This window comes from Bradyrhizobium sp. URHC0002, from assembly GCF_054059515.1.
Genome location: NZ_JBSSCF010000001.1, coordinates 3,181,013 through 3,205,010, shown reverse-complemented (window position 1 = coordinate 3,205,010; position 23,998 = coordinate 3,181,013). Strand labels below are relative to the sequence as shown.

The 23,998-nt window shown below is 60.8% G+C and carries 21 protein-coding genes; 9 read left to right on the top strand and 12 right to left on the bottom strand.

All coding sequences use genetic code 11. The features are described 5' to 3' along the window. Complete coding sequence (locus tag ACVWVY_RS15490; protein ID WP_456627166.1) at positions 1-1,170, bottom strand: DSD1 family PLP-dependent enzyme; 1,170 nt, start codon at positions 1,168-1,170, stop codon at positions 1-3. A gap of 232 nt (positions 1,171-1,402) precedes the next feature. Here ACVWVY_RS15490 and ACVWVY_RS15485 point away from each other — a divergent pair, with 232 nt between their 5' ends. Next, positions 1,403-2,053: a GntR family transcriptional regulator gene (locus tag ACVWVY_RS15485; protein ID WP_456627165.1), complete on the top strand. Its 651-nt coding sequence runs from the start codon at positions 1,403-1,405 to the stop codon at positions 2,051-2,053. Between the two features lie 189 nt (positions 2,054-2,242). Here the strand turns inward: ACVWVY_RS15485 and ACVWVY_RS15480 are convergent, their stop codons facing one another. The 7 genes from ACVWVY_RS15480 to ACVWVY_RS15450 form a co-directional block, all read right to left on the bottom strand. Beyond that, entirely contained in the window at positions 2,243-3,361 is a 1,119-nt protein-coding gene (locus tag ACVWVY_RS15480) for an alpha-hydroxy-acid oxidizing protein (RefSeq protein ID WP_456627164.1), read from the bottom strand. Positions 3,362-3,473: 112 nt separating this feature from the next. After that, entirely contained in the window at positions 3,474-4,478 is a 1,005-nt protein-coding gene (locus tag ACVWVY_RS15475; RefSeq protein ID WP_456632220.1) for a nitrilase, read from the bottom strand. Positions 4,479-4,509: 31 nt separating this feature from the next. After that, positions 4,510-5,556 carry a branched-chain amino acid ABC transporter permease gene (locus tag ACVWVY_RS15470; protein ID WP_456627163.1) on the bottom strand — a complete coding sequence of 349 codons (1,047 nt, stop codon included), beginning with the start codon at positions 5,554-5,556 and terminating at the stop codon, positions 4,510-4,512. Beyond that, positions 5,553-6,419 carry a branched-chain amino acid ABC transporter permease gene (locus ACVWVY_RS15465; RefSeq protein ID WP_456627162.1) on the bottom strand — a complete coding sequence of 289 codons (867 nt, stop codon included), beginning with the start codon at positions 6,417-6,419 and terminating at the stop codon, positions 5,553-5,555. The genes ACVWVY_RS15470 and ACVWVY_RS15465 overlap by 4 nt, the downstream gene beginning before the upstream one ends. A 2-nt stretch (positions 6,420-6,421) precedes the next feature. After that, positions 6,422-7,114: a branched-chain amino acid ABC transporter ATP-binding protein gene (locus tag ACVWVY_RS15460; RefSeq protein WP_456627161.1), complete on the bottom strand. Its 693-nt coding sequence runs from the start codon at positions 7,112-7,114 to the stop codon at positions 6,422-6,424. Beyond that, complete coding sequence (locus ACVWVY_RS15455) at positions 7,101-7,850, bottom strand: ABC transporter ATP-binding protein (RefSeq protein ID WP_456627160.1); 750 nt, start codon at positions 7,848-7,850, stop codon at positions 7,101-7,103. Before ACVWVY_RS15455 ends, ACVWVY_RS15460 begins: the two co-directional genes overlap by 14 nt. Positions 7,851-7,855: 5 nt before the next feature. Continuing rightward, positions 7,856-9,169: an ABC transporter substrate-binding protein gene (locus ACVWVY_RS15450; RefSeq protein WP_456627159.1), complete on the bottom strand. Its 1,314-nt coding sequence runs from the start codon at positions 9,167-9,169 to the stop codon at positions 7,856-7,858. A 284-nt stretch (positions 9,170-9,453) separates the two neighbouring features. On the opposite strand from ACVWVY_RS15450, the gene ACVWVY_RS15445 reads away from it, so the two are divergent. Further along, positions 9,454-10,449 (top strand): AraC-like ligand-binding domain-containing protein, encoded by a 996-nt coding sequence (locus tag ACVWVY_RS15445; protein ID WP_456627158.1) that lies wholly within the window; start codon positions 9,454-9,456, stop codon positions 10,447-10,449. 29 nt (positions 10,450-10,478) lie between these two features. Here ACVWVY_RS15445 and ACVWVY_RS15440 read toward each other — a convergent pair whose 3' ends face one another. Then, entirely contained in the window at positions 10,479-11,402 is a 924-nt protein-coding gene (locus ACVWVY_RS15440) for a LysR family transcriptional regulator (protein ID WP_456627157.1), read from the bottom strand. Between the two features lie 103 nt (positions 11,403-11,505). Between ACVWVY_RS15440 and mdlC the strand changes: the two genes are divergently transcribed. The 7 genes from mdlC to pcaG all read left to right on the top strand — a co-directional run bounded on the left by mdlC (position 11,506) and on the right by pcaG (position 20,023). Continuing rightward, a complete protein-coding gene (gene mdlC / locus ACVWVY_RS15435) occupies positions 11,506-13,131 on the top strand; it encodes a benzoylformate decarboxylase (protein WP_456627156.1) in 1,626 nt (541 codons plus the stop codon). Between the two features lie 22 nt (positions 13,132-13,153). Beyond that, on the top strand, positions 13,154-14,605 hold the full coding sequence (locus tag ACVWVY_RS15430; RefSeq protein ID WP_456627155.1) for an aldehyde dehydrogenase: 1,452 nt from the start codon (positions 13,154-13,156) through the stop codon (positions 14,603-14,605). Positions 14,606-14,705: 100 nt separating this feature from the next. Next, positions 14,706-15,656 (top strand): ketopantoate reductase family protein, encoded by a 951-nt coding sequence (locus tag ACVWVY_RS15425; protein ID WP_456627154.1) that lies wholly within the window; start codon positions 14,706-14,708, stop codon positions 15,654-15,656. A gap of 94 nt (positions 15,657-15,750) precedes the next feature. Continuing rightward, complete coding sequence (locus ACVWVY_RS15420) at positions 15,751-17,175, top strand: MFS transporter (protein ID WP_456627153.1); 1,425 nt, start codon at positions 15,751-15,753, stop codon at positions 17,173-17,175. Positions 17,176-17,359: 184 nt separating this feature from the next. Further along, a complete protein-coding gene (locus ACVWVY_RS15415; protein WP_456627152.1) occupies positions 17,360-18,538 on the top strand; it encodes a 4-hydroxybenzoate 3-monooxygenase in 1,179 nt (392 codons plus the stop codon). A gap of 126 nt (positions 18,539-18,664) precedes the next feature. Continuing rightward, the gene (pcaH, locus tag ACVWVY_RS15410; protein WP_456627151.1) at positions 18,665-19,390 is read left to right on the top strand and encodes a protocatechuate 3,4-dioxygenase subunit beta; all 726 of its coding nucleotides are present in this window, start codon (positions 18,665-18,667) and stop codon (positions 19,388-19,390) included. A gap of 3 nt (positions 19,391-19,393) precedes the next feature. Next, positions 19,394-20,023, top strand: a complete 630-nt coding sequence (pcaG, locus tag ACVWVY_RS15405) for a protocatechuate 3,4-dioxygenase subunit alpha (RefSeq protein ID WP_456627150.1) — start codon at positions 19,394-19,396, stop codon at positions 20,021-20,023. 546 nt (positions 20,024-20,569) lie between these two features. Here pcaG and ACVWVY_RS15400 read toward each other — a convergent pair. The 3 genes from ACVWVY_RS15400 to ACVWVY_RS15390 form a co-directional block, all read right to left on the bottom strand. Next, a complete protein-coding gene (locus tag ACVWVY_RS15400; protein ID WP_456627149.1) occupies positions 20,570-21,577 on the bottom strand; it encodes an ABC transporter ATP-binding protein in 1,008 nt (335 codons plus the stop codon). Between the two features lie 79 nt (positions 21,578-21,656). Beyond that, on the bottom strand, positions 21,657-22,760 hold the full coding sequence (locus ACVWVY_RS15395) for a carbohydrate ABC transporter permease (RefSeq protein WP_456632219.1): 1,104 nt from the start codon (positions 22,758-22,760) through the stop codon (positions 21,657-21,659). A gap of 77 nt (positions 22,761-22,837) precedes the next feature. After that, complete coding sequence (locus ACVWVY_RS15390) at positions 22,838-23,995, bottom strand: carbohydrate ABC transporter permease (protein WP_456627148.1); 1,158 nt, start codon at positions 23,993-23,995, stop codon at positions 22,838-22,840. Positions 23,996-23,998: the final 3 nt, after the last annotated feature.

Below are 23,998 nucleotides of genomic sequence, written 5' to 3'. Positions count from 1 at the left end.
TCACCATCCATAGATACGAGGCCAGATGGCGGACACGGTCCGGTCCTGGTCGACAACGTAGTAACGGTCATATTGAGCGCCGGTCGCACAGGCATGGTTGGGAAGGATCCGCACCATGGCACCGACTGGAAGTTTCGGCGGGGAGAAGCGAGAGCCTGGGCGCGCAGCCAGAATGCCGTGCTCCTGATTGGCGTCGATCATGACCAGATCGGGGATCGGATTGCCCGAAAGATCGCAAACGACTCGATAGCCCTGATCAATAGGGAGGCGCGCGGTGCCACGGTCGCGGGACATCGCCATCCAGCCGGCATCGACGATGATCCAGCCTTTGTCATGCTGATGGCCGATCACTGTAGCAAGCACCGAGAGGGCGATGTCGCCGATATCGCAGACGCCGATCCCAGCCATGACCAAGTCGAAGAACATGAACACGCCGGCGCGAACCTCGGTGACGCCGGGAAGATCGCGGGCAAAGTGCGCGGTCGGCGTGGATCCGACGCTGACCTCTGGACAGGGTAGTCCCGCAGCTCTGAGCGCTGCCGCCGCCGCGACGATGCCGGACCGTTCCTGCTCGGCCATCGCCTCGAACGACGCTGGCCTGCGCAGGCCGTAGGAACTGCCGGCGTGGGTCATGACGCCGCGAAGCGCCGCCCCGCCCGCGTGCAGCGCCCGACCCACCGCGACGAGCATATCGTCCGGTGGCTTGATTCCGGAACGGTGCTCGTCGGTATCGACCTCGATCAGGGCGGGCAGCGGATCGCGCCGCTCGACACTTTTCGCCGCTACCAATTGCGCGGCTTCCAGATTGTCGAGAACGACCGTCAAATTGGCGCCGCGCCGGCGCAGATCGAATATGTGATCGAGCTTGTTCGGAGCGATCCCGACCGCATACAGCAGATCCCTCACGCCGTGACCGAAGAAGTATTCGGCCTCCCGCAGCGTTGAAACCGTGATCGGCCCTTGTGGGCCATCCATCACCAGCCGCGCGACGTCGATGCTTTTTGCGGTCTTGAGATGCGGACGAAGTCCGACTCCAAGCGGCTGAAGGTGCCGCCTCAGTCGCGCGACGTTCTCGATCAGTCGGGATTTTTCGAGCACCAGGCACGGCGTCTCCAAAACCTCGAGCGCTTGACCGACCTCCTGGCACGCGTAGGCAACGGCTGATGACATGGCGATTAATCCACGTGACAGGTGATGACGGGGGCGCAGCCTGCTGGCACTTCAGCCGAAGCCGAGATGACGTGCGTCAAGCCTGATTGCATATTATATATAATAACTACAGACACCGATTTGCCTTCGATTGCAGAGTGGCTTAGACGATTATATATTATATGTCAAACCTGATTCGAGGAGATGTGTAGTGTTAGGCGCGGCGAGACCCAAACCGATCGGCAGTACGGAGATGATCGCTGACGCCCTTCGGGACGCGATCTGCAGCGGAGAGGTTCCGCCCGGCGCACCGCTGAAACAGGATGACATCGCAGCAGAGTTCGGCGTGAGCCATACGCCGGTGCGCGAGGCGCTCAAGGCTCTGGTCTCGGAGGGACTAGCCGTCCTCCATCACAACCGCGGTTGTTTCGTGTCGGATCTGTCGAGCGCGGTCGCGCGCGAACTGATGGAATTTCGCGCCGTTCTCGAACCCCGACTGGCCGGCTGGGCCATCGATCATCTGACCGAGGCCAATATCGAACAGGGCCGCCAGGTCATCGCGAAGATCGACAAGACCGGCAATCCGTTGCAGCGGCTGCGGCTCGCCGCCGAATTTCACACCGTCATTTATGTTCGCGCCAACCGACCATTCTTTCTCGAACAGGTCAGTCGCGCCCGCAACAATCTCAATCGATATTGGCGGCTCGCATGGGCTGATCAGACATTCCCGGTTAGCACCCAAAACGAGCACCAGAAAATATTGGATCTTTGTGTCTCAAGAGATCGGGCCGGCCTGATGGCCTTCATTGAGCAACACATCATGACTTCGGGTGAAGTTGTGCTGCAGTACCTCCAAAAACTGGAAGCTAATCAGACGGTCCATCCCTCCGTAGGTTCAAACTAGGCATCAAGCCGGCGGCGCCAATGCCGGACCCAGCGCCCGTCATGAGCGCAACCTGTGGTCGCATCGGAAGTAAAGGCGCTGGCTCAACAAACCGCCGCAGCGACAGACGACGTTCGCGAGCAGATTACTCGCATACGCCACCAGAAGGATCCGAGTTGCCCGGCGACCATCGCGACGGTGTGTGGCTCCTCACAATTGAATGAACTGGCTGTTAAGACGTGCGGCCTCTGGACAGCCGACAAGTGCCAGCGTCGTATCGACTTCGGCAGTGAGGATTTGAAGCACGTGACTAGCCCCTTCTTCGCCCGCAGCGGCGAGCCCATAAAGGATGGCACGTCCCAACAACACCGCTTTGGCACCGAGCGCCAACGCCTTTACCGCATCTGCTCCGCGGCGTATGCCGCCATCGACGAGAAGCGGCATCGCATTCTGATTCGAGATTTCCGCTAGCAAATCTATGGGCGCCTGAACGTCCTCGATCTGCCTTCCTCCATGATTGGACAGAACGACGGCATCAATGCCAAGTTCCCGGCATCGACTTGCGTCGGTCGGAGTCATAATGCCCTTCACTATAAGCACACCCGGCCAGGCGTCGCGGAGCGCCTGAAGATCCTGCCAGCAGAAGCTGGCATCCATCTGCCGACGCATCAAGGCGGCTTGTGCGTTCACGTCGGTTGCGTCAGGGCTGGCAAAATTTGCGAGCTGGGGCAACCCATGGCGGATCTGCCCGAGCGCCCACCTTGGATGAGTTACGGCGTCCAGAACCGATCGGGGAGTCTGGCGGAACGGAATCGCAAACCCATTTCGCAGATCACGATCCCTTTTGCCATTCACCGCAACATCAACGGTGAGGACCAGCACACGGTAACCCGCTTCTTTGACCCTGCGGACAAGCTGCTGCGCCAGATCTCGCTGCACGACGTAAAGCTGGAACCAAAGATCACCGCCCGCCCGTTCCGCGACGTCCTCAATTGTCGCGTTTGATGCGGTCGAAAGTACAAACGGGATCCCTGCACTGCGAGCAGCCCGGGCTAACGCGACATCGCCGTCAGGCCACAGCGCACCGTTCAGGCCTGTCGGTGCGACCACAAAGGGCGTTGGAAGCGTCCGTCCGAATAGAGATACGGACGAGCTGCGCTGGCTGACATCGACAAGCCGCCGAGGAGCAAAATTGATCGCCGCAAAAGCCCTAAGATTTCGGTGCAAACCACGTTCGCTTTCGGCTCCCCCATCAAGATAGTCGAACACCATTCGTGGAAGGCGACGCTTAGCCAGGCTTCGATAGTCGTCTACGCTAATCGGGGTCACTGTAAGACCTCAAGCCACACCGTTCTTATCATAAAGGCAACCCCACGTGGTTCTCAGCAAAGCACGTCGCGGCCGCTTGCGATCCAACGTCGACCAGTATCGCGTAGACCGTTCAAGTCTCGGTGAAAGTGACCGCCGCGTTCTCGTCTTCGCTGAAGCTGACGCTCGTGCGACGCGGGCTGCGGTTGACCATGAGTCGGACGACGTCACCGCGGGCGTAGTGCCCCGTGGGGTCGTAGGCCGCTTTGGCGATTGCAATCATTGACAGGTCTACGTCAGCATAGAGGATGCCTTCCTTGTCCTGCGGCAGATGCTCGCACATCGGCTGACCGTCGGGACCGAAAATCATCGAATAGCCTCCACCCGGCTTCGCTCCCTCCGCGTTCAGCAAATCGGCCTTTTCCGGAGTATCGCAAAGCATGTCGAACATATCTTGACCGGTAATTGCCGAGGCATGCAGGACGAAGCAACCTCCCTCTAGCGCGTAGATCTGGCTGGCGGCGAGATTCACCTCATGACCCAAAGCGTAGGCTTTGCCGCGATACAGCGTGAAAGATGGCCACGACGCCACGTGAACTTGCTCGTGCATCGAGTACATGGCGTATTTCGACAACGGCTGAATGTGCTCGGCACAGCACAAGGCTCCGAGGCGTCCGACGCTGCTTTCGACGACGCGGAAATCAGACCCATCTCCTTCACCATATAGCGTACGTTCGACGTGCGTCGGCTTGAGCTTTCGGCGCGTGCAGATAATCTTTCCCGCATCGCTAATAAAAACCTGACTTAGGTAGAGCGTTCCTCCATCGATTTCGGAGAAGCCCATCACAACATTGATTTTCGCTTCGGCGGCGGCCGCACAAAGATCGAGGATTTCGGGCCCATCAGCACGCAGCGAATTGGCGTGATAGCGCGGTACAAACTGCATTCCCCAAGCCGGCGTCCCGAGCCAAAGCCACCAGGGATAGCCTGGAATCCAGACCTCCGGGAACGCCAGCAGCTTCGCCCCTGCTGCACCCGCCTCCTCGATGAAACCAATCGCCTTGGCCACGGAAGCTGGCGCATCCATGAATACCGGCGCGGCCTGAACGACTGCGACTTTGAATTTCGTGTCCAGCATATTGCCCATGGAGTTTCTCCCTATTCAATATTCAACCGGCTGCGTTGTGGGTTGCGGCGTCAGCAGGCCGATCCGGATCGGATCCGGCCATGCGTCGGCGAATCCGGAACGGATCGAGCCGCCACTTTTCGGGGATGAGAGAAACCGCGCCGCCCGGAGCAGCCACCATGGTCAAGATCGCAAGCAGCCCGACCCCGATGAAGTACCAGGCGCCGTAACCCGCAAAGCTCTCGCGGAGCAGGAAATAGACGAGCGTTCCTACGATCGGGCCCTCCAGCGTTCCGATGCCGCCGAGAACAGCGATGAAGATCGCGGCGGCGGTCCAGTTGAGGGAGAACGAGGCGTCCGGCGTGACCTGAAGTGTATTCATGTACGAGACCGCACCGGCAAGCCCCGACATGACGGCGCAGAGCACCCAAAGCGCGATCTTCGCGCGAGCGACTGGAACGCCGCTCGCCAACGCGGCAGGTTCTGAGTCACGCACGCTCATCAACGCAAGTCCCAGCGCGCCACGCAGCACCTGTCGGCTTACGACGAGCGATCCGACACCGACCAACAGCGCTGCCCAGTACACGCCCGCATTGCGCGTCCACCGATCGATATCGCTCATCGCCTCCAGCGGCATGCCGCCTCCGGCGCCCAGCCATGGCGAATTCAACGTCAGTATCCGCATCATTTCAGCGAGAACCCACGTGCCAACCGCGAAGTAAGCGCCGCTCAGACGGAACATCGGCCAGGCCGAAACGAGCGCGAAAGCGGCAGCAAAGACGGCTGCGGCAGGCAGCAGCAGAAACGGATTGAGCTGCAGTTGGTTCGAGAGCGCGAAGAGTGAATAGGCGCCTACGCCGACAAACACGTGCAAACCGATCGCTACCAGGCCCCCGTAGCCGGCAAGCAAATTCCAGGCGAGCGCGACGGCGAACAGCGTGAAGACCTCGACGAGCAGCCGCTGAACGGCGAACGTCGACAACCAGGGAATCGCGACTGCAAGCGCAGCGACCATCAGGAGCCCAGCCCACGCGAAGACTCGCGCCAACGTCGGCTTGGAATTGACACTCGACACGGTAACCACGGTCATGACGCCGCCTTTCCAAACAGACCTTGGGGACGAGCGAGCAAAACGGCGAGGAATACGAGATGACCGAAAAACGGACCGAGACCAGAGGAGATCTTCGCGCCGAAAAGCTGAGCAACTCCGATCACGAGCCCACCGAAAAGCGTACCCCAGATGTTGCCCAGTCCACCGAGCACCACCGCTTCGAACGAATAGAGCAGCCGTTCGGGCCCGGCGGTCGGCGAGAAGGGAGTTCTGAGGGCATAAAGTACGGCGGCTACGCCGATCATCGAGAAGATGACCCCGGTCACTATCGCAAACAAGCGGCGATCGTTCACGCCGACCAACCTTGCGGTGCCGGGGTCGTCCGACACCGCGCGCGCCTGGCGTCCGAAATGCGTGTGCCCGACCAGCCAGTGCGTCGCCCCGAGCAGAGCGATGCTCGCGAGGGCGGAAAGAAGTGGAAGGACGCCAATGGAAATGCCGACGACGCTGAAGCCGAGGCCCGCCAGATCGCCGGCCTGCAAGCTCCGCGTGTCGGCAGAGAACATCTCTTGAAGAACATTCTGCAAGACGATGGACAGCCCGAACGTCAGAAGCAGAGGGGCCAGCGGATCTCTTCCGACGACGCGATTGAGCAAAGTGATCTGAAGGATCCAGCCGAGCGCAAACATCATCGGAATGACCACGAGCAACGCGGTGAAAGCACCAACGCCTGCCCCGCTCATGACCACACTGGTCAGATAGGCCCCGACGACGATCAGATCGCCATGAGCGATATTGATCATGCGCATGACCCCGACGCTAAGGCTAAGGCCAAGCCCGAACAGCGCGTAAAGCGCCCCCAGCATCAGCCCGTTCATTAGAGTTTCCGCGGCGATCTGCATGATCAATCTCCGAAATACGCGGCCGATACGCGCGCGTAGTCGGCGGTCTTGGAGACTCCTTCGAGCACAACGTTTCCCTTCAACATGCAATAGTACCTGGACGACTTGGAGAGCGCGCGACGCACATTCTGCTCCACAAGGACGATCGCCATGCCTTCTTCGATAACGGTGCCGAGCAACCCGTAGACGGCCTCGACCGCGACCGGCGAGAGGCCGAGCGATATCTCGTCGCAAAGAAGAAAGTCGGGATTCGTGACGAGCGCCCGGCCTACCGCCACGAGTTGCTGCTGACCGCCGGACAGAGCCGTGGCGGGACGAGACCGCAATTCCTGGAGAACGGGCAGCTCCCGGTAGAGACGGCCGGGCGTCCATGGGCCACGGCGGCCGTTTCGGGCGGCGAGAAGCAGGTTTTCCTCGACGGTGAGGCTCGCAAACAGCCGGCGACCTTCGGGCACCAACGCAATTCCGCGATCCAGCTGATCGATTTCGGCAGAGCCGCCGATCGGCTTCCCGTCGAGCAGCACACTCGGAGCGGCAACCTGGACGGAGCCCACGATGGCGCGAAGAAGCGTCGACTTCCCGGCCCCGTTCGCGCCGATCAGCGACACGACCTCGCCGCGTTCGACCGAGAAGTTGATGCCGAACAAGGCCTGAAACATGCCGTAGTTCGCGTTGAGGGCTTCAGTGCGCAGCATGAGACGCCTGCTCATCGAGATCCGAGCCAAGATACACGTCGCGGACGTCGCGGCTGCCCATGACCGCGCTGGGCGACCCGTCACCGAGCAACCGTCCCTCCGACAGAACGAGCAGGCGATCGGCGGACGAGACCAGCGCATGGACGAGATGCTCGATCCAGATCACGGTCACGCCGGCTCTATGGATCGCGGTCACGAGTTCGAGGAGTTCGCCGACTTCGGCGTCCGTCAGCCCGCCGGCGACTTCGTCGAGCAACAGCAGTCGAGGTTCGGTCGCAAGTGCGCGGGACAGTTCGAGTCTCTTGCGCTGGAGCAAGGTCAGACGGCCGGCGGGCGTGTCGCCGAGATGCTCGATGCCGCAGCGAAGAAGCGCTTCCCGCGCTTTTTGCTGCGCTTGCTTGCCGTGCAGGGAAGCTCCAAAGGTAGCTGCCACCAGCGCGTTCTCGAACACGGTCATGCCCTGGAACGGTTGCGGGATTTGGAACGTCCTGCCGACGCCGGCGCGGCAACGTGCATCGGCTCCGAGCGCGGTGACGTCTTCCCCACCGAAATAGACTGTCCCGGAATTGCAGCTGAGATTGCCGGAGATCAGGCCGAACAGAGTGGTCTTACCCGCTCCGTTCGGTCCGATGACACCGACGAATTCGCCTGCCTGAACCCCAAGCGTCAGGCCGGGGATCACGACCATGTCGCGATAGCGCTTGCTGACATCCCGCAGTTCGAGCAACGCTGTCATTGCCGTCAACTCTTCAGGAGTTCGAGTTTGCGCTCGGCCTTGATTTCGGGCGCCGTGCTGTTGCTCGTGATATAGAGGTGCGGCTTTCCAGCGGCCTCGACGCGCCACTGCCCCCCGACGACACGTATCTTGGAGACATTGGCGATTCCGCTACCGCCGAAATCGAGATTTCCGATCACGGTGTCGGTCTTCAGCTTGCGGAGGGCCTCGACGACCTTCTTGGGAGATTTCGGATCGCCGCTTGCCTTCAAGGCTTGAACGCCGGCCTCGAACAAGGCGTGGGCGACGCCGATCGGTTGCGTCCACTCCCGCTTCGTCGTTTCCTGGTAGGAGGCGGCAAGCTCATTCGCAGTCTGCCCGGTCAGGCTCGAGCGGAACGGGTAGCTCGGTAACCACCAGATTTCCGTGGACATGCCCTCCGCGCGAGGTCCGAGAGCCGCCACACCGCCCGGGAAGAGCAACGCCTTCGCGATGGTGCAAACCTTCGGCTTGAATCCCATCTGAGCAGATTGATTCAGGAAGGTCGCCCATTCGGGGGGATTGAACAGGCCGGTGACGATCTCCACGCCTTCCTTCTTGAAGGCCTGGATGTGGGTCGAGAAGTCATCCGCTCCGGCCGGGAAACGCCCGATGTCGACGATCTTGTAGCCGGCCTTGGCGAAGGCGCCGGGCATTCCGAGCTTCGCGTCGCCCATGGCGTTGCCGGGAACGTCGTTCGAAAAGACGGAGCCGACCACCTTGTTCGTGTCCGCGTCCTTCCAGATGTCGAGATAGACGGCCGCGATGTCCTCTATCCCCCAGAAGAAATGAAACACGTTCTTGAACCCCTTGGCCGGATCGCCCTTCATCGGGAACATCCACGCCTGCCATGGGCCCATCGTCGAAATGCAGGGAACGCCGTTGAGCTCACATTGCTGCGATACGGCTGGACCGATCGAGACCTGCGCGAGCATCAGGTCGACATTCTCCTTGTTGATCAGCTCGGCGGCGAGATTGGACTGCCGATCCGGACTGCTCTGATCGTCGCGCGCGATGATCTCGACCTCATATTTCGAACCTCCCACCGACAACCCGCCGGCGAGCGACTTCCTGACCTGATCGAGAATGAAATCGTCCGCCTCGGCAAACGGCGCGAACGGCCCGGTCTTCGGACTGATGTAACCGATGCGAATTTTCTTGTCGGCGGCAGCCCACGCGCGGCTGGTCGAGCCGAGCGTCACCCCCGCCGTCAGGGCCGCGGCGGCCTTGAGAAAATCGCGTCGCGCGGGGTCGGCGATACCGGTCTCGGGGACAAGACTGGAGTTAATCTTTGAAGCCATGCATGCTCTCCGATGCAAAAACGCTGACCGAGTTGGCGGGCCCACATTGGTCACGTTCAGTCGGAGACGGCTTGGTTCGGACGGAACAGAAACTTGTCTGAGACGGCTAGACGCGATCGTACTCCACAGGAAGAGATCCCGACGGAATCCGGAGAATTGGCATATTTCGTGCTTGATTGCCCAAAATTGAGCAATAGACTTCGCGGCGGCGGGTGATCTGTCAGTGATCGACGTTGAAGGGGCACCTAAGAACCCCGTCGTAACGGATCGAGGGGAACCAAGAGATGCTTCTGGAAGCCACAAAGGCTGCTTCGATGCAGCCGTGCTTCGCGTCGACGGCGAGCCTTCCGCCGCGAGAGCGCTTCGACTATTGGCACGACATCGTGTGTCGCAATCTCGTCGACCTGGATTACCGGCTACTCGGCGAAGGCCAGTTTGACGCGACCTTCCACAGCACTCCGATCAACGGTCTCGACCTCTGCCGCATCAAGGCTTCTCCCCATGTGGCTCAGCGAAGCACGGAAGGTATCTCCCGTGCAGACAACTCGATGCTGGTCTTCAATTTCGTTCTGTCGGGCTCGTTGGTCGCCGAGCAGGACGGGCGCTTGGCACATCTCAAGCTCGGCGACGGCGCGTTATGTGATGCAACGAGACCGTACAAGCTTTCCTCGCACGAGGCGTTTGAACTTGCGTGCGTTCGGGTACCCCGCGAGCAGTGCGTCGGCAGGATCCCGCATCTGAATCGTCTCTCGGCTTGCAACTTGAGCGAACGATCAGAGCTCGCGCCGATGGTCTTTGGCTACCTGTCACATCTCATCGACCGCGCGCCCCATCTCACGAGCCGTGCGGCCGGCCTCAAGATATCGCAGAACTTCAAGGACCTTCTGCTCGCCACGTTGGCGGAATTGGCGGCCTCCTGCCCGCCCTCCCTCACCGAATATCGGAGCCTGGCTCTGATGAGGGTCAAGGAGACGGTCGAGCGAAACGTTCAAGATCCCGACCTCACACCGGCCACGATAGCAGCCGAGCTGAAACTGTCGGCACGATATATCAACCAGCTGCTCGAAGCTGAGGGGACCTCTTTGTCGCGCTACATCTGGTCAAGACGACTGGACCGCTGCGCCGAACAGCTGAAGGACCCAATGATGCGCTCCCGCAGCGTATCCCAGATCGCAATCGACAATGGCTTCAACGATCTCAGCCATTTCAGCAAAGCCTTTCGGAGCAAATTCGGTCTTTCGCCGCGGGACTACCGAAATGATCAGGTGCTCCGGTCCTAACGGCGAAACTCAATTCGTGCTGCCGCGGCTTATGAAGCTGACCGACGTAAGCGTCCGGATGTCAATCGTCGCAGCTCATCCAGGAATTTGAGCGACGGCACGGGTAGCAGGCCACGGCGGCGACGAAATGCCACCAGTGCGCGGCGGCCATCCACTCCTGCAATCGATAGCGGAGACACCAATCCCGCGCGCCGTTCCGGTTCGAACATCGGCTCAGCCATCCAGCTCAGAAAGCCGGAATCCACAACGAGGCTCTTGAGCACGGTGATCGATCGCGTTCGGACGACGATGTCGGGCATGCCGAGGCCCTGCTCTGCGAACACGCGTTCGAGATGCTGGTGAGGCCCGGTGCCGGCCGGCGGGATAGTCCATCTCTCCTGGAGCGTGTCGGCAAGCGTCAACTTGCGACGGCGCTTGAGAGGGTGATCGGCGGCCACGATGATGTGACTCGTGTCCTGCCACCGGCAATCCCGAATCGCGACGATTTCATCCGTGTCAGGCGCTTCGGCGCCAAGAGCCAGATCAATCTCGTGCTTTGCAAGACCGGCCGCCAACAAATCCCAGACGCCTTCCACGACGTCGAAATGCAGCCCCGGCCATTTTTTCAAAGTGCGCTCGATCGCCGGCGGCAGGATCGAGCTGGCTATGCTCGCAACCGCGCCAACGCGAACGGTCCCCTTTCCCGCACCGCGCAGTGCTTGAATCTCCTCCAGAGCCTGGGTGGCCTCGGCATGCAAGGACGTCGCATGCGGCAGAAAGGCTTTCCCGATCTCGGTCAGCTGCATGCCTTTCGAGTGACGCTCGAAAAGTTCGGCTCCGAGCTGCTCTTCGAGTCGCTTGATGGCCCTGCTGAGAGCCGGCTGCGTCATGTTGAGTACGGCGGCGGCCCGGCCGAGGCTTCCCGCCTTGGCGATCGCCGTGAAAGTCGCCAGCTGCTCGACACTCAATGCCATAACCAAACGTAATGCCTTTTGCTTCTTTATGCAATTCCTCGCAAGGGCCGACAGCCGCTAGTCTGGCTCCAGGATCGATAGAATTCCGGAACAGGAGGAAGTCATGGCCATTGCTGATGGGCCGCAGCCACGGCGCGTTCAGATGCCGACCGTTCGCGACGCCGTGATGGATCTTCTGCGCCGTCTCGACATGACGTCCATCTTCGCCAACCCGGGATCGACGGAATTGCCGTTGTTCCGCAACTTCCCCGACAACTTCCGCTACGTTCTCGGACTCCAGGAGGCGGTCGTCGTCGGCATGGCCGACGGGTTCGCGCAGGCGACGCGCAACGCGGCCTTCGTCAACCTGCATTCGGCGGCCGGCGTCGGCAATGCGATGGGAAACATCTTCACCGCGTTCAAGAACCGGACGCCGCTCGTCATCACGGCCGGACAGCAGGCCCGCTCCATTCTCCCCTTCGATCCGTTTCTCGCTTCCCGAGAAGCCACCGAGCTTCCGAAGCCTTATGTGAAATGGAGCATCGAACCCGCGCGTGCCGAGGATGTACCGCATGCCATCGCGCGCGCCTACTACATCGCCATGACTCAACCCTGCGGTCCCGTCCTGGTATCCGTGCCCGTGGACGATTGGGATCGTCCTGCCGAGTATCTGCCAACGCGCGTGGTCAGCCAACAGGTCCGCCCCGATCCAGGCATTCTCGAGCAAATCGGGAACGCCCTCGATCGTTCGAGGCGACCAGCCTTCGTTGTCGGAGCGGCCGTCGATCGCGACGGGGCATTCGACGAGACCCGCCGGCTCGCCGAGGCGCATAATGCGCGTGTCTTTGCTGCTCCGATGTCCGGCCGCTGCAGTTTTCCCGAGAACCACCGGCTGTTCGCGGGTTTTCTGCCGGCAATCCGGGAGAAGGTCGTCGACCTGCTTCAGGGACACGACGTCATCTTCGTGATCGGCGCGCCGGCCTTCTCGTATCACGTCGAGGGGTTCGGTCCGCATCTGCCGGCCGGAGCCGAGCTCTGCCAGTTGACGGACGATCCCGAGACCGCGGCATGGACGCCGGAGGGAACGGCAGCGATCGGCAGCGTGCGGCTGGGCCTCCTGGATCTTCTCGCACGCCCGACACCACCGACGCGCGTTGCCCCGCCGGCGCGCGCTGTCGCGCCGAGAGTGCGGCCGACGGCACCGCTCTCGACAGCCTACGTGATGCAGGCCATCGCGGAGACAAGGCCCGCCGACGGCATCATCGTCGAGGAAGCGCCCGGCGCCAGGCCTGTGATGCAGGCGCACTTGCCCATCACGCAGACTGAATCCTTTTACACGATGGACAGCGGTGGCCTCGGCTACGGCATGCCGGCAGCCGTCGGTGTGGCTCTCGGAAAACCTGGCAGCCGCGTGATTGCACTCATGGGCGATGGCTCGAGCCTCTACTCGATCCAGGCAATCTGGAGCGCGGCACAACTCGGTCTGCCCGTCACCTTCGTCATTCTCAAGAACCGGCGCTACGCCGCGCTACAGGACTTCGCGCCCGTGTTCGGCTTCGGCTCGCAAGAGCACGTCCAGGGCACCGACCTTCCTGGGCTCGATTTCGTCTCGATTGCAAGGGGCTTGGGCTGCTCCGCTACTCATGTCGAGCATGCCGAGGGCCTCCGTGACGCTCTGGCAAAAGCATTTTCATCCGAGCGGCCAACGCTGATCGAGGTCGAGGTCGAGGACAGAGACTCGCACAAATAGAGCAAAACCTGAGGGAGTGAACATGAATACGATTTCGATGTTGATCGGCGGCGAGGCACAAGCGGCCTCCGGGAATGCCACGTTCGAGCGTCTCAACCCGCTCGACGGCAAAATTGCAACGCGGGCACCGGCCGCCACTGCAAGCGATGCGGTTGCGGCCGTGGAAGCCGCCGCCGCAGCCTTCCCGAGCTGGGCTGCAACGGGCCCCTCGGAACGCCGGACCCTTCTCACCCGGGCCGCGCACGCGCTGGAAGCCAAAGCCCCCGCATTTGCGGCGTCAATCGCTGCCGAAACCGGCGGCTCCGGAATTTGGGCGGGCTTCAACGTTCATCTCGCAGCTGGCATGCTGCTGGAAGCTGCGGCGATGACGACGCAGATCAACGGCGAGATCATTCCTTCCGACGTGCCCGGCAGTTTTGCCATGGCGGTGCGGCAACCCGCCGGCGTGGTTCTCGGCATGGCGCCCTGGAACGCACCGGTGATCCTCGGCGTGCGCGCCATCGCGCTGCCGCTGGCCTGCGGCAACACCGCCGTTCTGAAGGGCTCCGAGCTGTGCCCCGCGACACACGGGCTGATCGTCGAGGCTTTCAAGGAAGCCGGCTTCCCCAAAGGCGTCGTCAATTATGTAACCAACGCTCCGCCGGACGCTGGAGTTGTCGTCGAAGCGATGATCGCGCATCCCGCCGTTCGCCGCGTCAATTTCACCGGGTCGACTCGCGTCGGCAAGATCATTGCCGCGACGTGCGCGAAGCATCTCAAGCCGGCGGTCCTCGAACTCGGAGGCAAGGCACCGCTCGTCGTCCTGGACGATGCCGATATCGGTGCCGCTGTGAACGCAGCCGCGTTTGGCGCCTTTGCCAATTCAGGCCAGATCTGCATGTCTACCGAGCGAATCATTGTTGATGAAACCATTGCGGACGACTTTGTGCGCCGTCTTGCCGACAAGGCGTCCAAGTTGCCGCTCGGCGATCCGAGACTGGGCCCCGTCGTGCTCGGCTCGGTCGTGGACATGAGTGCCGTCAAGCGCTGCAACGAGCTGATCGATGACGCGCTGGCGAAAGGCGCAAAGCTGCTGTGCGGCGGAAAGGCCGATTCCACGCTGATGCCGGCCACGCTCCTCGACAACGTCACACCCGATATGCGAATCTACAGCGAAGAATCCTTCGGACCGGTCAAGCCGATCGTTCGGGTCAAGGGCGAGGACGCCGCGATCGCCTGCGCGAATGACAATGCGTACGGCCTGTCGTCCGCCGTATTCACAAGGGATACGTCGAGAGGCATGCGCGTCGCGTCGCGTATCCAATCCGGCATCTGCCACATCAACGGCCCCACCGTGCATGACGAGGCGCAAATGCCGTTCGGCGGGGTCAAGGACAGCGGATACGGCCGATTTGGCGGCAAGGCTGGAATTGCCGAGTTCACCGACCTCCGCTGGATGACCATTCAGACCAGTGAGCGACACTATCCGTTCTGATTAATCCCGAGCCAGATTTCGATCTCCAACGAAGTGACGTCGCCTCCCCTTCAGCATCGCCTGGGGAGGCGCGAGGGAGCTTGCGCAGATGGAGCACAGAATGTCTGACCAGAAACGAGAGCAGCTTCGCATCGCCATTCTCGGATCAGGTGCGATGGGATCATTGTTCGGTGGCTGTCTTTTCGAAGGCGGATCAGACGTCACCTTGATCGATCTGAATGTTCCGCATGTTGAAGCGATCCGGAAACACGGGCTCGCGCTAAGCACCGACGCGGGCAGCAAATCCATCCGCGTGCCGGCTCTCTTCCCTCATGAAATAAAGACAACTTTCGATCTCGTGATCGTTTTCACCAAGGCCATGCACACGACAGCCGCTCTTTCCGCAGTGCGAGGCTGCATCGGCCCGGACACGGTCTTGCTGAGTCTTCAGAACGGGCTCGATAACAAGCTCGCCCTGACCGCGTTCGCTTCCCCTCAAAACGTCCTGATCGGCATCACGACCTATCCCGCCGATCTTGTCGGACCGGGTCATGTCGAATCGCACGGGGCAGGTGTCGCTCGCCTGGCGGCGACAGCCGAACCTGCCACGCCAGTTTTGGCGCTGCTGCCCGACCTGTTCGCGCGCGGAGGACTAAATGCCACCGTCGATCCCCAGGTTGAAGCCGCCATCTGGGAGAAGGTCGCGTTCAACGCTGCGCTGAATACGCTTTGCGCGATAACGCGCTCGACGGTCGGTGAGATCGGCGCAGACGCCGCTACTCGACGATTGGCTTTCGCGATTGCTGCGGAAGTCTGCAACACCGCGATAGCCTGCGGCTTTTCGGTCAACCCGGCGCATGTCGAGCAGACCTTGGCGTCCGCGATGCAATACCACACGCATCACAAGCCTTCGATGCTGCAAGACGTGCTTGCCGGAAAGCCGACCGAGATCGACGCGATCTGCGGTGCCGTCGTGGGGCACGCAAGGGAACGCGGGATTTCAACGCCAATTACTGAAACTGTTTTGGCCTTGGTCCGACACATCGATTCGAAGATCGCCAGCAATGCCTGAATAGCGAAGGTCCTGCGCAGGTGACGTAGGCAAATGAACGATCGTGTTGGAACTTCGACCAGCACGACACAAAACAACAGGGAGGAAATCCGTCGTGACAGAGTCGTTCCCCATAGGCCACGCTCCGCACATCGCAGCAACCGGCTTAGATCCAACCCGCCCTTCCGGAGAGGTGAGCGGCAGCCGCGAGAGCGCGCGTCCTTCCCTGGACATTGGCCAGCTCCTTGATAACAGCCCTTGGAGCGCCATGCAGAAGATGGTCGTCTTCATCGCTGCCCTGTCGATCATCATGGACGGGTTCGATGGGCAGCTGATTGGCTTCGCTGTCCCGGTTCTCATCAAGGAGTGGGGCGTTACCCGCGGCGACTTTGCTCCCGCACTTGCGGCCGGGCTGGTCGGAATGGGAATAGGGAGCGCCTTCGCTGGCCTCTTCGCCGACCGGTTCGGACGACGCGGGGCCGTGATCGTCAGCGTGATGGTTTTCGGGCTGGCAACCTTCTGCATCGGCTTCGCAGCCAACCTCTGGCAGATCGGCGCGCTGCGATTTATTGCGGGACTTGGCATTGGCGGAGCCTTGCCGAGCTCCACCACCGTTGCGGCGGAATTCACACCCGCACGGCGGCGGACGCTCGCCATTACCGCGACCATCGTCTGTGTCCCGCTTGGAGGCATGCTCGCCGGCCTTTTCGCCGGCCTCGTCCTGCCGAACCTCGGTTGGAGGGCCCTGTTCTTTCTTGGTGGAGCTCTGGCCGTGCTCCTGGGCTTCATTCTGCTCTTCATTCTCCCGGAAACGCCCCGATTTCTTGTGCGGCGGCCGGCGCGTTGGGCCGAGTTGGGCCGGCTCGTCGGGCGCATGTCGCGACCGGTCACAGCCGACATTGTCTTCACAGATTTACGCGAGCAGCAGATCGAGAAACGGGAGGGCTTTCTTGCATTGTTCGAGAACGGCCGGACGCGCGACACGATCGCGCTCTGGTGCGCCTTCTTTCTCAACCTGCTTGCTGTATATAGCGCCTTCACGTGGTTACCGACGATGCTTACCTCCGAAGGGCTGGACGTCGCGATCGCCGGGTCAGGTTTAACGGCCTACAACTTCGGAGGTGTGCTCGGCGCATTGCTGTGCGCCATGACGATCACCCGGTATGGCTCCCGCTGGCCGCTCCTGGTGTGCAGCCTCCTCGGTGCCGCCACCGCGTTTTACCTGACCAGCGTGAACATCGCGCTGCAGACGAGCATTCTGATAGCCGGGTTCGGTGTGCAAGGCTTCTTCGCCAATGCGGTGCAGTCGACCATGTATGCTGTGTGCGCCCACGTCTACCCGACCACTGTCCGGGCCACGGGCACGGCCTCCGCCCTCGCCTTTGGTCGGCTTGGAGCGATCCTCAGTGCCTTTGCCGGAGCAGCGGTGATCACGGCCGGCGGAAAGGACGGCTATCTCCTGATGCTGGGCGTCGCCATGATCGGTCTCGCCCTCTCGCTCGCTGTCGTTGGTCGCCACATCCCCGCACGCGAAACGTGACGAGGATCTCCTCCGTGAGCTGCGATAGCCCAAGTGCGCGGCGCTTCCCGACTCGCCCAAAGATGGGGCCGCCGTTCCCGTACGAATCGTGCCTTTCCTGGTCGATCGCGACTGGGGCGTTTCATCACATGAGAGATCGTTACAGCCGCTCGACCCATCCGGAAAATTACGAGAGGAACACTCAATGCGAACACAAGTGGGTATTGTCGGAGCTGGTCCAGCGGGGCTATTGCTCTCTCATATGCTGCATCTGAGCGGCATCGAGTCGATTATCGTTGAAAGCCGGTCGCAGGCAGAGATCGAGCAGACGATCCGGGCCGGCGTGCTCGAGCAGTCGACCGTAGATCTGATGACCGAGATCGGTGCCGGAGATCGCATGAAACGCGAGGGCTTCGTGCATGGCGGCTTTGAGTTGCGTTTCGCCGGCCGCGGGCATCGCATCGATCTTCAGAGCTTGGCGAATGGCCGCACGATCACCGTTTATCCGCAGCACGAAGTTCTGAAAGACCTGATCGCGCTTCGCTTGCGTACGGGCGGCCAGATTCATTTTGAGGCCAAGGCAACCAGCATCGACGGCCTCACCTCCGACCAGCCGGTGATCCATTTCACCACCAAGGAGGGCGAGACACGCGAGCTGTCCTGCGACTTCGTCGCCGGATGTGACGGCGGCTATGGTACAAGCCGCGCCGCCATACCGGAACATTTGGTCCGCCGCGACTATTTCCGCGTCTACCCGTTCGGCTGGTTCGGGATCCTCGCCAAGGCGCCCCCATCATCTGAAGAGCTGATCTACGCTCATCACGAACACGGGTTCGCGCTGATCTCGACGAGATCTCCGGACGTGCAGCGCATGTATTTCCAGTGCGACCCCACCGACACAGTCGCTAACTGGTCCGATGATCGGATCTGGAATGAGCTGCAGGCCCGGGTGGGCGGCGACGGGTTCGAGCTCAAGACGGGTCCGATCTTTCAAAAGGGCATTATCCCGCTCCGCTCGTTCGTCTGTGAGCCGATGCAGCATGGGCGATTATTCCTTGCGGGTGACGCAGCACACTCCGTACCCCCAACCGGCGCCAAGGGGCTAAATCTGGCCGCGGCTGATGTCCACGTCCTCGCCCGGGCGCTGTCCTCGTATTACTCCAATCGGTCAACCGACCTTTTGGATGCCTATTCCCGCACTGCGCTTCGGCGGGTGTGGCGCGCTCAGCACTTCTCCTGGTGGATGACGTCGATGCTGCACCGATTCCACGAGGGGACCGAATTCGATTTGAAGCGCCAGCTCGCCGAACTCGAGCTCGTAACCTCGTCACGTGCCGCCGCGACAACCCTCGCTGAAAACTATGTCGGCCTGCCGTTGGCATGAAACTTCGACGTCCGCTATCTGGTTGCGCGATCAACAGGCCGGCTCAGCGGGTGCACAAATGAGCTACTCCCGTGCAATGGAGCTCCGAGCATCGAAGCTTGCGCAAATAAACAAGGGTCAGCAGCCATGACAACCGACAGAGAATTTTTTCAGCGCGACCGTCGTCTGCATCCACCCGCTTTTACGCCGCAATACAAGACAAGCGTGTTACGTACGCCGCGCATCCCGCTCTGGTCCTTGCAAACCTCGCTTTCCGAAGTAACTGGTCCCTTGTTCAGACCTGAAGAATTGGGAGCGCTCGACAACGACCTCCTCCTCAATTACGCGCGAACCGGCGAGCCGGTCGGCGAGCGAACCATCGTTCACGGGCACGTGCGCGATGAAGCGGGCCGCCCGGTTTCCGACACCCTGATTGAAATTTGGCAGGCCAATGCCGGTGGGCGATATCGGCACAAGAACGACACCTATCTCGCCCCCGTCGACCCTAATTTTGGAGGCTGTGGCCGCGCGCTCACGGATGCGGAAGGTTATTACGCCTTTCGCACCGCGAAGCCCGGTGCGTATCCGTTCCGCAACCAGGTGAATTCCTGGCGGCCGGCCCACATCCATTTCTCGATTTTCGGATCAGGTTTCGCGCAGCGGCTCATCACGCAGATGTATTTTGAAGGCGATCCGCTGATTCCACACGACGCCATTATGCAGACGATTCCCGATCCGAAGGCGCGCGAGCGCCTGGTCGCGCGGCTCGATCTCAATGCATCCGTGCCGCTCGATACGCTGGCCTACCGCTTTGACATCGTGCTGCGGGGAAGCCGCCAAGTGCTGTTCGAAAACAAAAGGGAGGGAGCGTGAGCGATGACCTTTCTGCCGTATACGCCTGAAACGCCGTCGCAAACGGCAGGCCCTTATGTCCATATCGGCTTGATTCCCCACCAGGCCGGCTTCGATATATTCCAGAATAATTTCGGCAACGTGCTCGTCGCCCCCGAGACGCTCGGCGAGCGCATCCGCATCGAAGGACACATCCTGGATGGGACAGGATCGCCGGCGCGCGATATGCTGGTCGAGATCTGGCAGGCCAACGCGGCGGGCCGCTACAACCATCCTGCGGACCGGCAGGACGGCAAGCCGGTCGACCAGTCGTTCCGCGGCTGGGGCCGCACCGGTACGGACTTCCAGACGGGAGGCTACGCTTTCGAGACTATCAAACCTGGGCGCGTCATCGGCCGTCGCGGGCACGGGCTGATGGCGCCGCATGTGAATTTCTGGTTGGCGGCGCGCGGCGTGAATATCGGGCTGTCAACGCGGATGTATTTCGCCGACGAGCCGCCGGCGAACGCAGAAGACCCGGTGTTACGCATGATCGAGCCCGCGGCACGACGCGACACTTTGCTGGCCCGTCGCGAAGAGCGCGATGGCAAGACGGTTTACCTGTTCGATATTCACCTCCAGGGCCCGCGTGAAACGGTATTCTTTGACGCTTGAGGATCGAAAGCCTGCCAACCAGACCCGTCGTCGTCGCAGTCGCCATCACTGGCTCGGTGAGGGTCACGGTGAAGTAGGCGGCCGGTCATAGCAAGGCAGTTGCTATGGTAGGCTCGCGTCTCTTTGGAATTCTATGCGCTATCGCACGCTATGTTACACCTTGCGCATCCTGCGACGCCCCTAGTTCACACGGCAGGTCCGCTACCCTTCGACCTGAGGGCGACCGCCAATTGCCGGCCTCGGCAGCGCTCCCGGCTTCGGCCAGTTGTAGGGGTTCTGAAGACCGTTGGGGTTGCCGTCGGCGGCCGTGCCCATTGGAGCATCTTCGGCATCGCATGCAGAGGGCAAGCAAGCGCCGAGGTCACCGGTCCCTCCGGCGTCGGCACGTGGCCTTCAGCAGCCTTCCCGACTGGAGGATGATCGGGACTGGGTGAATTTGGCTCCATGCCTTCCGGTTCCGATCCACTATCATCGTGGACACGCTGCATCGGGCGGATGCGATCTAGAGCAAGCTAGGGTGTGTACCCTTAAGTTCGTCGCGTCCGCTCAGCGCACACGCAGGCCACTTCCAGCATCGAAGACGAATGTGCGTGACGGCGTCAGCGAAACGCCGATGCGCTCGCCTTGCCTGCCGGCAAACTGCTTGGGGGCCTTCACGGCGATGAAGTCGTTTTCGACTTTGACCGTCACAAGCGTGTGGTCGCCGATCAACTCGTTAGCGTAAATTTCGCCCTTCAGATCGCCCTTGTCGTGCTCAACGATCGAGCAGTCTTCAGGCCGCACGCCGAGGACGGCCTTGGCGATCTTACCTGACACCGGTGACATCAGTTGGGCTCCGTGGCCCATGAAGGCCCTGCCGTCCAGAGCCCCATGGATGATATTCATGGGCGGTGAGCCGATGAATTGGGCGACGAACAGATTGGCAGGATCATTGTACGTATTCACAGGCGTATCGAGCTGCTGCAGAACTCCCTTCTCCAGAATCGCGACCCGGTGGGCCAGGGTCATGGCTTCAATCTGGTCGTGAGTAACATAGATGGTCGTGATGCCCAGCGACTGCTGCATGTGTTTCAGTTCGGCGCGCATGTGACCACGAAGCTTGGCATCGAGATTTGAAAGCGGCTCATCCATGAGAAACACCGACGGGCGGCGGATGATGGCCCGCGCCAGCGCAACCCGCTGACGCTGGCCTCCGGATAGCTCTCGGGGGTAGCGGTCGAGTAGGGTCTGGAGTTGAACCTGAGCGGCAGCCTCCTTGACTGCGGCGGTGCGCTCAGCTTCGGGAACGCGGCGAACCTTGAGCGGAAAGCCGATGTTCTCGGCCACGGTCTTGTGCGGGTAAAGCGCGTAGGACTGAAACACCATCGAGATGTCGCGGTATTTCGGCAAGATGTCGGTGACATCGCGGTCGCCGATCAACACGCGGCCGGCGGTGGCCGTCTCGAGGCCGGAGAGAATGCGCAGCGCGGTGGTCTTTCCCGAGCCGGAAGCGCCGAGCAGCACCAGGAATTCGCCCGGCGCGATGTTTAGATCGAATTCCTCGAGCACCTTCACGGTGCCGAAATATTTCCGCACTTTGTCGAAGCGGACCGGGACCTGGCGAGCGGCGCCCGAAATCGTATTGTTCATCCGCTCATCCCTTGACCGCACCAAGCAAGACACCCTTGGCGATATAGCGCTGCAACACGACAGCCATGACGATCACCGGAAGGATCATGATCATGATAATGGCACACATCTCCCACCAAAGAATGCCCCGCTCGCCCGTGTTCTTGGCGGCAACCATGATCGGCATAGTCTGGGCTCGAGCAGTCGTGAGGAAGATCGCAAAGAGATACTCGTTCCAATTGAGAATAAGCGTCAGCAGGGTGGTTGCAGCGAGCCCCGGACGGGTCAAGGGCAACACGATGTCCCAAAATATTTCGAAGCGTGATGAGCCGTCGAGTTGTGCCGATTCCTCCAGTTCAACGGGAAGATTCGCGAAAAAGTCATGCATGAGCCAAACGACGATTGGCAGATTGGCTACCGCATAGATGATGATGAGCGCGAAGTGCGTGTCGATCATGCGGACCGACTGAAACATCATGTAGACCGGAATAATGACAACGATCGGTGGCAATATGCGCTGGGATACGATCCAGAACAGAATGTCGTCATTTCCGAGCGTGGACTTGAAACGCCGCCCTAAAGCGCGGGCAAGAAGGAAAAACAGGGCGAGGCCAACGGAGCCTGAAATCGCCCAATGAACATCGAAATAATTGGAAGCGACGATGGCCGACAGGGCCAGCAGCACAAACACCACGATGTTCCCGAACTTCGGCTTGTAGCTAATGCGCGCCAGCGCGTAGGCCGCCATGGACCCGACTGCAATGCAAAGCGCGGTGGCGCCGAAGCTGATCACAAAGGAATTCGTATAGGCAAGGTAGACCCTGCAAATCTGCGGCTCCATTTTTTCGATCTTGACGATCGGCGAAACAATGAAGGCGAACAGATTGTAGACCAGCAGGAAAAGCTGGCGGCCGACGGAATAGGCATCGCAATTGGGCTCTGTTGCGAATTGCGCAGTCCAACCCTTCAGCGTCGGCTGGAAATCGACAAAGGGGATGAAGAACGGCCCGTTATTGACGGTCCCGGCATCCTTGAAGGCCGTAATGACCACCCAATAGATCGGAAAGAGCACAAACAGCGACCAAAACAACAGGATGGCCCAGGCCACAAGGTTCGCCATAAGGGACATCTTGCCCACGGCAGGCGGCTCGAACAGCCGCTGTCTGAACGACCGATGGTCCTTGAAAGTCCTGTGAGGCGCCCCGCTCATGCCCGCGCCTTACGTAACCGTTTGAGGACCACATAGTTGAAGAACGAGGAGCACACGACGACGGTCAATATCAGGAGAAGATATGCCACGGCAGCAGAATCCCCCATGTTATTGGCGCGCCAAAGAAACAGCGAATGCAGTGTCATTGACTCGGTTGCTATCCCGGGCCCTCCGGCGGTCATGATGTTTGGCAGATCCACGATTTTGAACGCCTCGATCATACGGATGAGCATGACGGTTGCTGCGACTGGAAGAATCTGCGGCCAGGTGATTTCGCGGAAGATCTGGAAACTGGAGGCACCATCGACCTGGGCGGCCTCGACATGATCCTTGGGCACGTTCTCCAGAGCGGCCAGCAAAACGATGAAGATGAAGGGGATCCATTGCCAGGAGTCCCCCAGGACAACAAACCAGCGAGCGGCCCAGGCATCGGTTGACCACGCCCAATTCCCGAGACCGACCAATTGCCAGAAGGGCTGGAACGGACCTTTGGTCACATCCAGAATCATCTTGAAGGCATAGCCCACACCGAGCGGGGTAATCATGAGGGGGATGAAAAACAGCACCCGGAAGAAATTCTTGCCGATAATGGGCTGCGAGCACAGGAAGGCCAGCATCAGGCCGATGACGAATTGGATGGAGCAGCCGGCGACAACATAGAACAGGGTATTGAGCAGCGTGCCCCACTGATTACCGGAAAGCAGGGTGGCGGCGAACAGAAGCGCAATGAACATAGCCATGGCAGCGCTGATCAACCGCCCGGCCAAGCCGACCCAGGTGGCTCCGCTGACAACGGCGCGATAGAGCCACCACAGCAGAGCGCCGGCAATCACGAGGCTGAATACCCAGCCGGCGATGCTCATGCTCGTGAAGCGGCCAAGGAAGTGAACCTGCTGATTGCCGGTAAATTGCGCCGTAAAGTTCTCGAACCAAACCATCCGGAATTTGAGACCGGTGGCCGAGAACCTTACATGACTGATTGCAAAGACGATCGTGTAGAAGGTTGGGAAAATCGCAAAGAGCAGGACAAGTGTAACAGCCGGAGCGATGAAAAACGTTCTCGAATGGCGGTCAAACCACTCACCCCAGCTTTCACGCCGAGAAAGGCCAGCCGGGAAAATCCCCGGCTGGCTCGTAGCGGTCCCATCAGACATCAG